We start from the raw sequence: 15,287 nt of genomic DNA, 5'->3' as shown, positions 1-15,287 counted from the left end.
ACCGCCCGTCGCGGGGGGGCCCTTCGGCCCTGTCGGCCGGTGCGCGCCGGGCGAACGCTGGAGGGAACCCCGCATCGTCGCGGGGTGCCCGTCACCGGGCGACTACTCAGCGAGGAGTGCGCACCATGGAGACCATGAGGGCCGGCGTCGTCCGGTCGTTCACCACGGATCTCGACGTCGCGGAGGTCGCCATCCCGGCGATCGAACCGCACGAGGCACTCGTCCGGGTCGACTACTCAGGGGTGTGCCACACCGACCTGCACGCCGCCCGTGGAGACTGGCCGGTCAAGCCCACGCCGCCGTTCATCCCAGGGCATGAGGGCGTCGGGCACGTCGTAGCGGTCGGTGACCTCGTCACGCGGGTCGCCGTCGGGGACCGGGTGGGGAACGCCTGGCTCTGGTCGGCCTGTGGCGAGTGCGAGTACTGCGAGACCGGGTGGGAGACCTTGTGCCCGAACCAGCGCAACAGCGGGTACTCGGTCGACGGGTCGTTCGGTCAGTACATGGTCGTGGACTCGCGGTACTGCCCGATCATCCCGGCGGGCGTCGACCCGGCGGGCGCGGCGCCCGTCCTGTGCGCGGGGGTCACGGTCTACAAGGGGCTCAAGATGACCGACACGCACCCCGGTGAGTGGGTGCTGATCTCGGGGATCGGCGGGCTCGGTCACCTCGCGGTGCAGTACGCGGTCGCCATGGGTCGCCGCGTCGCGGCCATCGACATCGACGACACCAAGCTGGCGCTGGCCACCAAGCACGGCGCCGAGGTCGTCGTGAACGCCGCCCTCGAGGCGGACCCGGCTGCACGGTTGCAGGAGCTCACGGGTGGCGTGCACGGCGCACTGGTGACCGCGGTCAACGCCCACGCTTTCCCGCAGGCGGTCGGTGCCCTGCGGCGAGGCGGCACGGTGTCGCTCGTCGGCCTGCCGCCGGACCAGTTCCCGCTCGACATCTTCACGACGGTGCTGCTCGGGCTGACGGTGCGTGGATCGATCGTCGGGACGCGCAAGGACATGACCGAGGCGCTCGACTTCTACGCCCGTGGCCTGATCCACCCGACGTACGCGATCCGACCGCTCGACGACATCAACGGCATCTTCGCGGAGATGCTGCGCGGTGAGATCGACGGCCGCGTCGTGATGGACCTGCGCTCGTGAGGTTGCGCCGGGGGCCGTCGCGCCCCCGGCAGCACCGCACCGAACCGCGGACGCCGGGAGGTCCCGCAGTCAGGTGTCGACGGCGGTGAGCCGTGGTGGCATGCCGAGCGCGACGCTAGTGCGACTCCCGGGAGACCTTGCTTCCGCTCGAACCCTGCAGGAAGTCGAGGTCCGCGCCGGTGTCCGCGCCCATGACGTGGTCGACGTACAGGCGCTCCCAGCCTCGCTTCGGGTTCGCGTACCCCGCGGTCGTCGCCGCGTTCGGCGTGCGACGGTCGAGCACCTCCTGGGGCACGTCCAGGACGAGCCGACGGTTCGGGACGTCCAGGACGATGAAGTCGCCGGTCTCGACGATGCCTAGCGCACCGCCTGCCGCGGCCTCGGGCGTCACGTGCAGCACCACGGTGCCGTACGCGGTACCGCTCATGCGCCCGTCGCAGACGCGGACCATGTCGCGCACCCCCTGGGCGAGGAGCTTCTTCGGGAGCGGCATGTTGGCCACCTCCGGCATGCCGGGATAGCCCCTCGGCCCACAGCCGCGCAGCACGAGCACCGAGCTCTCGTCGACGTCCAGGTCAGGGTCGTCGATGCGCGCGTGCATGTCCTCGATCGTGTCGAAGACGACGGCCCTGCCGCGGTGCGTGAGCAGGTGGGGGGAGGCGGCGGCCGGCTTGATGATCGCGCCGCCCGGCGCGAGGTTGCCACGCAGCACGGCGATCCCGGCGTCCGGGATCAGCGGCTGGTCGCGCGCCGCGATGACGTCGTGGTCCCAGACCCGCGCCGAGTCCAGGTGCTCGACCAGCGGGCGTCCGGTGACGGTCAGCGCGGACGGGTCGAGGAGGTCCCTGACCTCGCGCAGGACCGACAGCAGCCCCCCGGCGCGCTGGAAGTCGTCCACCAGGAAGCGGCCGGCAGGCTGGAGGTTGACCAGCAGCGGCACGCCGGACCCGATCCTGTCGAAGTCGTCGAGCGTCAGGTCGATGCCGAGGCGGCCGGCGATCGCGAGCAGGTGCACGACCGCGTTGGTGGAGCCGCCGAGCGCGGCCAGCGCGACGATCGCGTTGTGGAACGAGGCCTCGGTGAGGATGCTGCTCGGACCGCGCCCGGCCAGGATCATCTCGACGACGAGGCGTCCGGACGCGTGCGCGCTCTCGAGCAGGCGGCTGTCGACGGCGCTGGTTCCGGCCAGACCCGGAATCGACATGCCCAGTGCCTCGGTGACGAGCGCCATCGTCGAGGCGGTGCCCATCGTGTTGCAGTGGCCCTTGCTCGAGATCATCGACGACTCGCTCTTCAGGAACTGCTCCTGGCTGAGGGTGCCGGCGCGCACCTCCTCGCTCAGACGCCACACGTCCGTGCCGCAGCCCAGGGCAACGCCCTGGAACGTGCCGGTCTTCATCGGGCCGCCGGGTACGACGAGCGCGGGAAGGTCGACGGAGGCCGCGGCCATCAGGAGCGCGGGGATCGTCTTGTCGCAGCCACCGAGGAGCACGACGCCGTCGATCGGGTTCGCCCGGATCATCTCCTCGGTCGCCATCGCGGCCATGTTGCGCCACAGCATCGCGGTCGGACGCACCTGGGTCTCGCCGAGAGACACCACGGGGAGGTTCAGCGGGATGCCGCCAGCCTCGAAGATGCCGGCTTTCACGCTCTGCATGACCTCGTCGAGGTGTGCGTTGCAGGGCGTGAGGTCGGAGGCGGAGTTGGCGATCGCGATGTGGGGCCGACCGTCGAAGGCGTTGTCGGGGAGGCCGCGGCGCATCCACGCCCGGTGGATGTACGCGTTGCGGTCCGACCCCGCGTACCACTCGGCACTTCGGCGCGGCGAGCCGGACTCCGCATGGGTTGACGTTGCCACGGCGCCTTCTTCCGCTTAATGGAACATACGTCTAGCATGTGGAACCTCATGCACGGTACACGCCCGGCCCCCAGTGCGGAACAGACCGGCGACGACAAGCTCGTCGGCTCCGATCGTGTCCTCGCCGTGCTCGTCGAGCTTGCCCGGCATCCCGACGGCGCAAGCCTTGACGAACTCGCCCGTGCTGTCGCGAGCGCCAAACCGACGGTCCATCGCGCGCTCGCCTCGCTGTGCAAGGCGGGCCTGGCCGGGAAGGACGGACGCGGCCGGTATCTCCTCGGCGACGAGTTCCTGCGCATGGCTTTCGCGAACCATGAGGCACGGCCTGATCATGTCCGTGTTCAGCCGATCCTGCACCGCCTCACGGAACGCTTCGGTGAGACCTCGCACTACGCGGTGCTCGACGGAGAGCACGTCGTCTACCGCGCGAAGGTCGACCCCCCGATGGGCGCGATGCGCCTGACCTCGACGGTCGGCGGTCGCAACCCCGCTCACGCGACCGCGGTCGGCAAGATGCTGCTGGCGATCCGGCTGCGCGACCTCCGTGCTGTCACGGAGTGGGTCGGCGATCGCGAGCTCGCTCGGCCGACGCCGCGGACCGCGACCACGGCCAGCGAGCTGAACGAGCACCTCGAGCTCGTGCGGCGGCGCGGCTACAGCGTCGACGACCAGGAGAACGAGCCAGGCGTCACCTGTGTCGCCCTTCCGGTCTACCTCTCGTCGCCGAGCGAGCCGTCCGGCGCGATCAGCATCAGCGGCCTGGCCTACCGCACGCCGCTTGCGGCCCTGGTCGGGGGTCTGCCCGAGATCCGTCGCATCATCGACGGCCGGTTCGACGAGGTGGGAGCGTGACAGCCTTCACCGCGCACCCCGCGACCGTCGGCCACTATGTGCTCGCCGAAGGCCCCGTCTGGTCTGCCGAGTCGCGCGCGCTGATCTGGGTCGATGTCGAGCGCGGTGAGGTCTTCGAGGGGGCAATCGCCGGAGACGAGGTCGTCGAACGCCGCCGACTGACGTTCGACGGCACCGTGGGCGCCGCGGTTCCCGGTCCCGACGGCAGCCTGCTCGTCGCCGCCCACGATCGCCTCGTCGTCGTGGAGTCCGACGGAACGCGGACCGCGGGGCCGCTCGTCGTCGACGACCCAGCCAGTCGCACCAACGACGGAGCCTGCGATCCCGGGGGCCGCTTCCTCGTCGGCACGATGCGCTACGACGAGGTCGGTGGCGGAGACCGGCTGCTTCGCATCGAGGACGACGGCGCAACACTGACCCTGGACACCGACCTGAGCATCTCGAACGGCATCGCCTGGTCGCCCGACGGCAGCGCGATGTACAACGCCGACACGATGCGCGGCACCATCTGGACGCGGCGCTACGACGCAGCAACCGGCACCGTCGGCGAGCGCCGCGAGCTCGTGACGATCGACGGGTATCCCGACGGGATCTGTGTGGACGCCGGTGGCAACATCTGGGTCGCGATGTGGGGTGCCGGCGAGGTGCACTCCTACTCGCCGGCAGGTGCGCGGCGCGACACCGTCCGGCTCCCCGCCCCGCACGTGTCCAGCGTCGCGTTCGCCGGCAGCGCGCTGGACCGACTGGTCATCACCACGGCGTCCCGCGACCTCGACGACATCGGCAGGGCGCAGTTTCCCCATGCCGGGCGCATCTTCCTCGCGGACGTCGGCGTTGCCGGCGCTCCCACCCATCGCTGGTCGGGCTCATGGAGCCCCTACCGCCCTCAATCCCCGCTCTGAACCGGAGAAGCTGTGCACCTCATGCGAATCGGCGCCGTCGGCGCGAAAGAGCCTGTCGCCCGTATCGACGGGGGTACCTACGTCGACCTGTCCGACGTCGTCGGCGCGCCGATCGCGAGGCCGCACCAGATGCTTTGCCTCATCGACGGGCTGGGCATCCAGCGCCGGACCGTCCTCGGACCACGCTGACCGTGCGCGCCTTCGTTCTCACCGGGCCTCGCGAGTTCGAGGTGCAGGACGTTCCGCCGCCCGTCGCCGGGCCCGGAGGCGTCGTCGTCGACGTGCAACGAGCGGGGGTCTGCGGCACCGACGTCGAGTTCTTCACCGGCGAGATGCAGTACCTGCACGAAGGCCTCGCGGAGTTTCCCCTTCGGCTCGGCCACGAGTGGATGGGCACCGTCTCGGCCGTCGGCGACGGCGTCGACCGACGCTGGCTGGGCCGCCGGGTCACCGGCGACACGATGCTCGGCTGCGACTCGTGCCGCCGGTGTCGCGCCGGGCACCAGCACGTCTGCGCGTCCCGGTTCGAGGTCGGCATCCGGGGTGGCTTCGCCGGGGCGCTCGCCGAGCAGCTCGCCGTACCGGCCACGTCGCTGCACGCCCTGCCCGACTCGGTGGACGACACGCTCGGCGCGCTCGTCGAGCCGGGTGGCAACGCGCTGCGCTCGGTGTGGGGCGCGGACCTGTCCGAGGGCGACCGGCTCCTCGTGCTCGGTCCGGGCACGATCGGGCTGCTCGCCGCGACGTTCGCCCGCTCCGTCGGCGCCGAGGTGCACCTCATGGGCCGATCGGGGCGATCGATCGAGTACGCCCGCACTCTCGGCTTCGACGGCGTCTGGACCGAGGACGCACTCCCTGACCTTCCCTGGGACGCCGTCATCGACTGCTCGAACGCCCCATCGCTTCCGGCCCGCGCGCTCGAGCTGGTGGAGCCCGCCGGACGCGTCGTCTACGTCGGACTGGCCGGCAGCCCTAGCCTCATCGACACCCGGACCCTGGCCCTGGCGGACGTCACTGCCGTCGGCGTGCTCAGCGCCTCACCGGGGCTCGCGGGCACCATCGAGCTCTACGCCGACGGTTCCGCCGACCCCAGGCACCTCGTCGCAGCGACCGTCGGTATGGACGGAGTCGGGGCCGTTCTGGCGGGGAATCGGCCCCAGGGGGCCGGCCTCGGCCCGAAGATCCACGTCGATCCGCGTCTCTGACTCTCGAGCGAAGGGAAGGGTGCTCGACGCCAACGTCGTGGCGCTGGTTCGCGTGAGCCGGGCGACACTGCCGCACCCGCGGAGGTCGCAGCATGCGGCCTCCGCGAACACGTCCGGCGTGGTCGCCACCGTCGGTGTCCCGGGTGCGGCCTCTCCCCCGTCGTAGTTCGTGGCGTGCAGCACCGTGACACCGTCGCGGGGCGCGGCGTCGCGATCGACCCGTTCGTTGTCAGCACCTCCGTCGAGACGGCAATCGTCAGCCTCGAGACGACCGCCGGCACAGGGCCGGACGGCCCTGGTACCGCAGGTCAGCGAGCCGACAACCTTCGTGGTGTAGCACCACGCCAAGAGAATCGGGGAACCCCGTGCTGACCGCCGTGACCGCCTGGACCATCCTCTCGTCGACGGAGTCGCCGCCCGGACCAGGCTCCGGGGGTGAGGCGAACCTCGTCCTCCCGGACCTCGGCTCGGTGAGCGTGATGGGCGGGGTCTCGGGACGGCTGCTGCTGGGTCTCGGCCTTGTCGTCTGCCTGCTCGGCCTGGGCTTCGGGATGCTCGCGTTCGTCCAGCTGCGTCGGCTTCCCGTGCACCGCTCGATGCTCGAGGTGTCGGAGCTGATCTACTCGACGTGCAAGGCGTACCTCGCCAAGCAGGGTCGGTTCCTCATGATGCTGTGGGCGTTCATCGCCGCGGTGATCGTCGTCTACTACCGGTTCCTCATCGACTTCCCCTGGGGCCGGGTCGCGATCGTCATCGCGTTCAGCCTCCTGGGCATGGCCGGCTCCTACGCGGTCGCGTGGTTCGGCATCCGGGTCAACACGTTCGCCAACTCGCGCACCGCGTTCGCCGCGCTGCGGGGCGGCCCGCTGCCCGTGCACCGGATCCCACTGAAGTCCGGCATGTCGATCGGCATGGTGCTGATCAGCCTCGAGCTGCTCATGATGCTGGTCATCCTGGTGTTCCTCCCCCGGGAGATCGCGGGCGCCTGCTTCATCGGCTTCGCGATCGGCGAGTCGCTGGGTGCGGCGGCACTGCGCATCGCCGGCGGCATCTTCACCAAGATCGCGGACATCGGCTCCGACCTCATGAAGATCGCGTTCAAGATCAAGGAGGACGACGCCCGCAACCCCGGCGTCATCGCCGACTGCACGGGCGACAACGCGGGCGACTCCGTCGGTCCGAGCGCCGACGGCTTCGAGACGTACGGCGTGACCGGCGTCGCCCTGGTGACGTTCGTGCTGCTGGGCGTCCACGACCCCGCCGTCCAGGCGACGCTCCTCGTGTGGATGTTCGTGATGCGGGCGGTCATGATCATCGCGTCCGCGGTGTCCTACCTGGTCAACGACGCCTGGGTGCGGCGCCAGTACCGGAACGCGACCCGCATGAACTTCGAGACGCCCCTGACGTCCCTGGTGTGGGTCACGTCGGGGGTCTGCATCGCGGCGACCTACGCGACGACCTACCTGATCCTCGGCTCGGGCCCCACCGCCGGCCACTGGTGGGTCTTCGCGACGATCGTCGCGTGCGGCACGCTCGCCGGTGCCGTCATCCCGGAGCTGGTCAAGGCGTTCACGTCGACCGGCAGCCGCCACGTCCGCGAGGTCGTGATGAGCTCGCGCGAAGGTGGGCCGTCGCTCAACATCCTCTCGGGCCTCGTCGCGGGCAACTTCTCGGCGTACTGGCTCGGCGTCACGATCGTCGGCCTGATGGGCGGCGCCTACCTGCTGTCCGGGATCGGGTTGTCGACGCTCATGCTCGCGCCCGCGGTCTTCGCGTTCGGCCTGCTCGCCTTCGGCTTCCTGGGCATGGGACCGGTGACGATCGCCGTCGACTCGTACGGCCCCGTGACCGACAACGCGCAGAGCGTGTACGAGCTGTCGATGATCGAGGAGATCGACGGCATCGAGGAGTCGCTGGCCACGGACCACGCCTTCCTCCCGCAGTGGGACCGCGCCAAGACGATGCTCGAGGAGAACGACGGCGCCGGGAACACGTTCAAGGCCACCGCCAAGCCGGTGCTCATCGGCACGGCGGTGGTCGGTGCCACGACCATGATCTTCTCGATCATCATGGGCCTCACCGACGGCCTGACCACGGGTCTGCAGAACCTGTCCCTGCTGCATCCCCCGTTCCTGCTCGGACTGGTCATGGGCGGCGCGGTGATCTTCTGGTTCACCGGAGCCTCGATCCAGGCCGTGACCACGGGCGCCTACCGGGCCGTCGAGTTCATCCGCACCACGATCCGGCTCGACGGCGTGACGAAGGCCAGCGAAGCGGACTCCAGACGCGTCGTCGAGATCTGCACGCAGTACGCGCAGCAGGGGATGCTGACGATGTTCCTGGGCGTGTTCTTCGCGACGCTTGCCTTCGCGTTCGTCGAGCCGTACTTCTTCATCGGCTACCTGATCTCGATCGCGATCTTCGGGCTCTACCAGGCGTTCTTCATGGCGAACGCCGGCGGGGCGTGGGACAACGCGAAGAAGATCGTCGAGATCGACCTGCACGCCAAGGGCACTGCGCTGCACGAGGCGACGATCATCGGCGACACGGTCGGCGACCCGTTCAAGGACACCTCCTCGGTCGCCCTGAACCCCGTGATCAAGTTCACGACGCTGTTCGGCCTGCTCGCGGTGCAGCTCTCGGTCCAGCTGGCCGACGACGGACGGCACACCCTCGTCACGTGGCTGGCCGCACTCTTCTTCGTGGCCTCTCTCGTCTTCGTCTACCGGTCGTTCTACGGCATGCGGATCCAGGCGACGCTCTCGGACGGCGAGCTGCCTGCCGAGCCCACCGACGACGGCGACGAGACGCCCGACGCCGCGCCTGCGACGACCGGCGCGCAGCGGCTCGTCGAGACGACGACGGGTGGTGACCGGTGAAGATCGCGATCAACTACCCGGACGCCCACGTCGGTTCCGACGGGCACGTGTCGGACCACGACGCCGGCTCGACGCTCGTTCGACGGCTCCTGCGGATCTTCCCCGGCTCGCTCCTGATCGGCGACGTGCCCCGCAGCTGCGTGGGCTTCGCCGTCCGTCCGCTCGAGCTCGTCGATCCTGCGGAGCACGTCGTGGTCAACATGGCGGCGCTGGAGTCGATGAGCATCTGGCGTGCGCTCGCCCGTTCGGGGCGCGAGCCGCGGGTGATGAACTTCGTCTGGAAGAACACGTCGAGCATCACCCATCCCGTCGAGCGGGCCGCGGTCGCGCTCTCGTGCGCGCTCTTCCCCACGTTCGCCAACTCCGAGCGCACCGCCGGGGAGGTGCACGAGATCGTCGATCGCTGGACCATCCCGGCCCTGGCCGAGAAGGCGGACGTGGCGTGGGTGAACCTCGGCATCCGCCTCGACCACGTGCTGCCGCGTCGCGACGCGGACGTCCCCGTGGTCCTCTACCCGGCGATCTACCTCTCCGAGCGCAAGCAGCCACAGGTGTTCCTCGACGTGGTCGAACGCCTCGCCCGACGCACTCCCCTGCGCGTCGAGGCACGACTGCACGAGTCGCACCTCGCGTCGGAGACGGCCATGCGGCTGTCGCTGCGCGACTGGGCCTGGGTCGGCCCGCTGACCGCGACCCGGGAGGACTACTGGGCCGCCCTGGCGCGGACCACCGCCTTCCTTGCGACGGCGACCGAGGAGTCCTACGGCCTGGAGTACATCGAGGCGCTCGTCGCGGGTGCGGTCGGCGTGCTCCCGGACCGCCCGTGGGCGAGGGCGATCCTGCCGACGTCCTACCCGTTCCTCTACCGCACGACCGCGGAGGCCGAGGCGATGCTGTACCGCGCCGTCACCGAGCCCGACGCCTGTCGCCGGGAGGCCGACGTGGCCGCCGGCGGCAGCTTCGCGCAGTGGCTGCGCGCACGGCACAGCGACGACCAGTTCGACGCGGCCGTGGTGGACCAGGTGGAGCGTTGGTTCGGCGCGTGAGCGCCGCGCAGGATCAGGCCTGAGCCTCGACCAGCTCACCGGCCTCGTCGGTGAGCTGGTCGTCCGAGGAGCGCGTCGGGCGGCCGGCCACGAGCGCGTAGGCGGCGCCGACGACGAGCGCGCCGCCCACGAGGTTGCCAAGACCGACGAACAGCAGGTTGTGGCCGAACGCTGCGGCCGTCGCACCGGGGACGCCACCGAGCAGGCCGAGCGAGAAGGTCGTCATGTTGGCGACCACGTGCTCGAAGCCTGACGTGATGAAGGCGAGCAGGCACCAGAAGATCACGATGAGCTTGGCGGTCTCGCTGCGCAGGCGCGCTGCCGACCAGATCGCGAGGCAGACGAGCATGTTGCAGAGCACCCCCCGCCAGAACAGCTCGCTGCTCGACTCGTGGCTCTTCGCCTCGATCATCCCGGCGAGCATCCTGCCGCCAGGCGTCTCGCTCGAGAGCACCCCGGACGCGTGCACCATCGCCGCGAAGGCCACCGCACCGACGAGGTTGCCGACGAACGAGAAGGCGAGCGTCCGTCCCCCGGCGACCCAGCCGATGGTCTTGCGGATCGCGCCCTGCGTGAGCGTCATCATGTTGGAGGTGGCCAGCTCACCGCCCGCGGCGAACACGAGCGTGAGCGCCACGCCGAACACCAGACCCTGGACCAGCTTCGTCACCGGCGACCCGGCGAGGGCGAGCCCCCCGGCGGCCGAGAACATCAGGACCACGGCAACCCCGATGAAGGCGCCCGCCAGAGCGGCCTGCACGAGATACGCCCACGGCCGGCGGGTCATCCCCACCTTGGCGGCGGCGTAGTCCGCCTGGTGGTCCATGGCTTCGTCGATTGTCAGCACCCTTGAACCGTGCCATGCAGGGGCGGACCGGCGGCAGGGACCATCGGTACCCGTTCGGCGGGAATCGTGGCGCCCACAGATCCCCAGCAACCAGGCCGGACCACCGTCAGCCGCTCTTGACCGCGAGGCTCAGGGAGCGCGAGTAGCTCCCCCAGGGGTTCGCGGCCTTGATGGTCACGGAGGTGGTTCCGACCGTCGTCGCCGTCCCTGAGATCACGCCCGTCGACGAGCTCAACGTCAGGCCGGGCGGCAGCGCACCGGCCGCGACGGAGAACGTCAGCGGAGCGGTTCCCGTGGTGGCCAGCTTGAAGGAGTACGGGACCGAGACGACCGGTGCCGTCAGGGCGGTCGTGGTGATCGTCGGGACGGTGCCCGCGGTGACGGCCATGGTGTAGCCGACGGTGGACGACCCCCACGGGTTGGCCACCTTCAGGGTGAAGGTGGCCGTCCCGGCAGTCGTCGGGGTCCCGGCGAGGACGCCGGTGGTGGCGCTCAGGGTCAGTCCTGCAGGCAGGGCGCCCGCGGCGACCGAGAAGGTGATCGGCCCCGTGCCCGAGGCGGTGACGGGGAACGAGTACGCGATCTTGGTCAACGCAGCCTTGGGTGCTGCCGACGTGATCTTGGGGCTCACGCCGGCGGTCACGGCCACCGAGTACGCGGCGGAGCGGGACCCGAAAGCGTTCGACGCCTGGATCGAGAACGCGCTCGTCTGGACGGTCGTCGGCGTGCCGGAGATGACTCCGGTGGCGGCGTTCAGCGTCAGCCCGGCCGGAAGCGAACCGGCGGAGACGGAGAACGTCACGGGTCCCGTTCCCGTGGCCTTCACGGTGAACGAGTACGGCACCTTCGTCAGGGCAGCCGGCGGGTTCCCGCTCGTGAGGGTCGGCGCGATCCCGTAGGTGTAGGCGCCGCTGAATCGCAAGGCGGGTCCCGGAGCGCCGTCCGGGCGGGTCGAGCTGACGACGACGTCCACGACACCGGGTGAGTGCGCGGGCGTCAGGACGTTCACCTTCCCGTTGCCGGCGGGTCCGACGAGCTTGGCTGTGGACGTGTCGAACGTGACTCCGGTGACGGCGAACGGAGCGCGGCTGAGAGTCGGGGACTCCAGCCACGCCGTCGTGCCGTCACCGAGCTGCCCGTTCACGTTCTTGCCCCAGGCCCACACCCTGCCGTCAGTCGTGAGAGCCAGCCCGCACTGGGTGCACGCCGTCCCGGCGACCGCGTCGACGTCCACCGGTGCGGGGACGCGGGTGGGGGCCTCGTACACTCCCCCGTCGTCGAAGCGGCCGCAGTCCTCGACCCCGAGTCCTCGTCCGCACTCGCGCCGGCCCCACCGGTACACGTCCCCGTTCGACAGGGTCGCGACGCCACCTTCCTTGGCGAGGGAGGCGGTCCTCACCGTCTCGCCGGCAGCCAACGGAATCGGGACGCGGGCGACCCCGGCACCGTGGGTCGTCTCGCCGTACAGGTCGTCACCCCAGGACCACAGGGTGCCGTCCCTGGCGATGGCCAACGCTGCCAACGGTCCCGCGGCGACGCTGGCCGCACTGAAGCCGGCTGGGGTCGCGAGGCGCTTCGGGGTCGAGTTCTGCGGGCGCACACACTCCTCCCAGAACTCGCAGAGTGTCGTCACGTCGACTCCCCACGACCACACGGCCCCGGTGCTGTCCACCGCGAGCGACGTGTCGCCCGCGGCACTGACGTTGACGATGCTGGTCCCGGTCGGGAAGGGGACGGCGACGGGTACGGCCCGGTCGATGGTGGTGCCGTCGCCGAGCTGGTTCTTCGCGTTCGTCCCCCAGGCCCACACGGTTCCGTTGGTCGCCAGCGCCAGGGTGTGACCGGTGCCTGCTCCGGCGCTGCGAACGGTGACACCGGCAGGCAGGGGAACAGCCACCTTGGTCGAGCGGACACCGGACGTCGTCGCCGGGTCGGCGGCGACCTGCCAGACGGCGCCGTCCGTCCCGACGAACGAGGTCAGCGAACCAGGAACCAGGTGGGCAACCTTGACCCCGGCGGGCAACGAGAGGGCGACACGCGACGGCACCAGCGGGTCGACGTCGGTCCCTCGGTCGGACAGGACGTCCCGAGCCCCGGTCCCCCACGCCCAGACGTACCCGTCGGCTGTCATCCCGAGGCTCCCAGCCCCCGTCGTGGTCAGCTCGACGAATCTGGGTGACGGCGTGCTGACGGTGGTGTTCACGCCACCCTCCTGCACGCCCACGGACGGCGTGGTGGGTGCGGACAAGCCGGTCCCGTTGACCCGCAGGACGACGTCGACCGTCTCGGTCGCGTAGGCGTTCTTCGTCGCGAGGACGATGTCGAAGCGACCGGTCGCCGTCGGGGTCCCGGTGAGCGTGCCCGTCGTCGCGTCCAGCGCCAACCCCGGCGGCAGCGACCCGGATGCGACCCCATACGTCACAGGGGCGGACCCGGCTGCCAGGAAGGTGTAGCCGTACGGCACACCGACGGCCGCCGAGGGCGGTGCGGGCGTCGAGATCCGCGGCGCGACGCCCACGACGTACCCGAACGACCGGGTGGCCGAACCGCCGGGACCGGTGACCGTCAGCGCGAACGACCCCGTGCCTGGCGTCGTCGGCGTCCCTCGGACCTCGACGTACCCCGAGTCAGACCAGGTCTCGGGCTGGACGACCCCGACGGTCAGCCCGTCGGGCAGCGTCCCGCCGTGGACTGAGACGTCGACGGTGCCGCCCGAGGTCAGGGCGATCCGGTCGCTGTACCCGCGCCCCGCCGCAGCGGGTGCGAGAGACTTCGCCTCCAGTGTCGGGGGCACCAGCGTCACGACGCTCGTCGCGAAGGTGACGCTGCCGTTCGCGTTCGTCGCCGTGACGGTGCCGGACCCGCCCCCCGCGGCAGTCGCCGTCCCCGAGAAGGTGCCGGTCGAGCTGCTGAACGTGATGCCCGGCGGCAGATCGTCGGCGAGCTGCAGCGTGAACGTGACCGGTGTGGTGCTGATCGTCGGGATCGTGTACGAGAACGGCGTCCCGACGGTCACCGGTGGCACGACGGTCGATGTCACGTCCGGCGGTGGGGTGCTCGTGTAGGTGTAGGCACTCGGGACCACGCCTGCGGGGCCGGAAGCACCGGTGGCGGTCCTCGTGTCGAGACGCAGGTCAGCCGTCCCGGTCCGTCCGATGCTCGGCGCCTTGCCCGTGAACCGGGTCGGGCTCACCTGAGTCAGGTTCTGCACGACGGCCCCGCCGAGGCTGACCTGCGCGAGCTGCAGAGGGGCTCGGACGGCGACCGGCGACGTCCGTGAGACGGTCGTGCCGTCGCCCAGCTGACCGGCGTCGTTCGCACCCCATCCGGAGGCTGACCCGTCTCCGGAGACGACGGTCGTGGTGCCCGTACCCGCGCCGACCTGCGCGTCCGGGACGTTCCGCAGCACGGCCGTCGGTGTCGCCGAGCGGGCGATCCCCGGGCGGCCCAGCTGGCCGGACCGGTTGTCTCCCCACGTCCACAGGTCGCCGTTGGTCATGAGCGCGACGATGTGGCTGCCACTTCCGACGAGCTGGGACGGCTGCAGCCGTCCCTCGGTGAACGGGATGCTCGTGGCGACCGACGATCGGGTGTAGGTCCCGAGCCCGAGCTGGCCCTGGTCGTTGCGGCCCAGCGCCCAGACGTTGGGGGTGGTCACGATGAAGGTGCTGTCCCCGGCGACGAACACGTCGTCGTATCCACCCCGTGGGCTGCCGGCGAAGAGGATCGTCGCCGTGGACTCCTGCGCTCCGACGGCCGTCCCGAGCTGCCCGAAGGAGTTGTCGCCCCAGCCGTAGACGAGGTACGGGAAGGAGAGTGCGATCACGTGGCGTGATCCGGCGACGATCTTGTCGAACGGGCCGTAGGGCCGGACGGCCGTCACCACGGTCGGCGCTCCCCGGAGCTCTCGGTCGCCGAGTCCGAGCTGGCCCGCGCCGTTCGCACCCCAGGAGAACACGTCGTCGACCGTGCCGGCGACGGCGAACTGGTCGCCGGCCGTGATCTGGGTGACGCCGGTGAGCTGCGGGATCATCTGGGGACTGCTGACGGCCGGCCCGATCGAGCCGAGCCCGAGCTGGCCGGACTCGTCGGCACCCCAGGACCACACGGTCCCGTCCTCGGCCAGCGCCATCGAGAAGCTCAGGCCGGCGGCGACAGCCTTGAACCGGAGGCCGGCGGGCAGGCCGACCCGCACCGGGAGCGTCGTGTCGGCGTTCGTGCCGGTACCGAGCTGGCCGAGATCGTTCTTGCCCCAGGCGTAGACCGTCCCGTCCTGCGCGAGCCCGAGGGTGTGCCGACCGCCGGAGTCGATCGCCTTCCAGCCGAATGCCGGTGCGTCGATCTGAAGGGTCGTGCCACCGGTCACCGCGCCGCTCGCCGGGGTGATCGTCACCGGGTCGATCAGGGTGTCCGCCGCGGACGCCGGCGGTGGCGCGACGAGTCCCACGATCGCGAGCAGAGCAACGGCCAGAACCCACGTCAGCTTTGCTCGCACGGCTGCCCCCGAGTCATCAGCGAATGCTGCGACCCTACTGAGGATGCAG

Annotated in this window: 10 protein-coding genes; 7 read left to right on the top strand and 3 right to left on the bottom strand. The window is 70.6% G+C overall.

What is annotated here, in order from left to right:
* Nucleotides 1-134: 134 nt before the first annotated feature.
* Entirely contained in the window at nucleotides 135-1,154 is a 1,020-nt protein-coding gene (gene adhP / locus I847_RS0100825; RefSeq protein ID WP_196804475.1) for an alcohol dehydrogenase AdhP, read from the top strand.
* Nucleotides 1,155-1,269: 115 nt separating this feature from the next.
* On the opposite strand, the gene I847_RS0100820 is transcribed toward adhP, so the two are convergent.
* Nucleotides 1,270-3,012 carry an IlvD/Edd family dehydratase gene (locus I847_RS0100820; protein WP_028048167.1) on the bottom strand — a complete coding sequence of 581 codons (1,743 nt, stop codon included), beginning with the start codon at nucleotides 3,010-3,012 and terminating at the stop codon, nucleotides 1,270-1,272.
* Between the two features lie 48 nt (nucleotides 3,013-3,060).
* Between I847_RS0100820 and I847_RS21225 the strand changes: the two genes are divergently transcribed.
* The 6 genes from I847_RS21225 to I847_RS0100785 all read left to right on the top strand — a co-directional run bounded on the left by I847_RS21225 (nucleotide 3,061) and on the right by I847_RS0100785 (nucleotide 9,896).
* Nucleotides 3,061-3,864: an IclR family transcriptional regulator gene (locus I847_RS21225; protein WP_051274461.1), complete on the top strand. Its 804-nt coding sequence runs from the start codon at nucleotides 3,061-3,063 to the stop codon at nucleotides 3,862-3,864.
* Nucleotides 3,861-4,766 (top strand): SMP-30/gluconolactonase/LRE family protein, encoded by a 906-nt coding sequence (locus I847_RS0100810; protein ID WP_028048166.1) that lies wholly within the window; start codon nucleotides 3,861-3,863, stop codon nucleotides 4,764-4,766. The genes I847_RS21225 and I847_RS0100810 overlap by 4 nt, the downstream gene beginning before the upstream one ends.
* A gap of 21 nt (nucleotides 4,767-4,787) precedes the next feature.
* Complete coding sequence (locus tag I847_RS27285; RefSeq protein WP_231384024.1) at nucleotides 4,788-4,955, top strand: hypothetical protein; 168 nt, start codon at nucleotides 4,788-4,790, stop codon at nucleotides 4,953-4,955.
* A gap of 2 nt (nucleotides 4,956-4,957) precedes the next feature.
* Nucleotides 4,958-5,971, top strand: coding sequence for a zinc-binding dehydrogenase (locus I847_RS0100800; RefSeq protein WP_028048165.1), 1,014 nt, complete (start codon nucleotides 4,958-4,960; stop codon nucleotides 5,969-5,971).
* A gap of 377 nt (nucleotides 5,972-6,348) precedes the next feature.
* Nucleotides 6,349-8,850 (top strand): sodium-translocating pyrophosphatase, encoded by a 2,502-nt coding sequence (locus I847_RS21220; protein ID WP_051274460.1) that lies wholly within the window; start codon nucleotides 6,349-6,351, stop codon nucleotides 8,848-8,850.
* Entirely contained in the window at nucleotides 8,847-9,896 is a 1,050-nt protein-coding gene (locus I847_RS0100785) for a hypothetical protein (protein ID WP_028048164.1), read from the top strand. Before I847_RS21220 ends, I847_RS0100785 begins: the two co-directional genes overlap by 4 nt.
* 13 nt (nucleotides 9,897-9,909) lie before the next feature.
* On the opposite strand, the gene I847_RS0100780 is transcribed toward I847_RS0100785, so the two are convergent.
* Entirely contained in the window at nucleotides 9,910-10,743 is an 834-nt protein-coding gene (locus I847_RS0100780) for a formate/nitrite transporter family protein (RefSeq protein WP_028048163.1), read from the bottom strand.
* A gap of 106 nt (nucleotides 10,744-10,849) precedes the next feature.
* Nucleotides 10,850-15,238 carry a putative Ig domain-containing protein gene (locus I847_RS0100775; RefSeq protein WP_028048162.1) on the bottom strand — a complete coding sequence of 1,463 codons (4,389 nt, stop codon included), beginning with the start codon at nucleotides 15,236-15,238 and terminating at the stop codon, nucleotides 10,850-10,852.
* Nucleotides 15,239-15,287: the final 49 nt, after the last annotated feature.

The organism is Cellulomonas sp. URHD0024 (genome assembly GCF_000426185.1).
In the GTDB taxonomy this organism is placed as follows: Bacteria; Actinomycetota; Actinomycetes; order Actinomycetales; family Cellulomonadaceae; genus Cellulomonas.
Note: the sequence above shows the minus strand (reverse complement) of the source record. Positions and strands in the feature narration are given on the sequence as shown.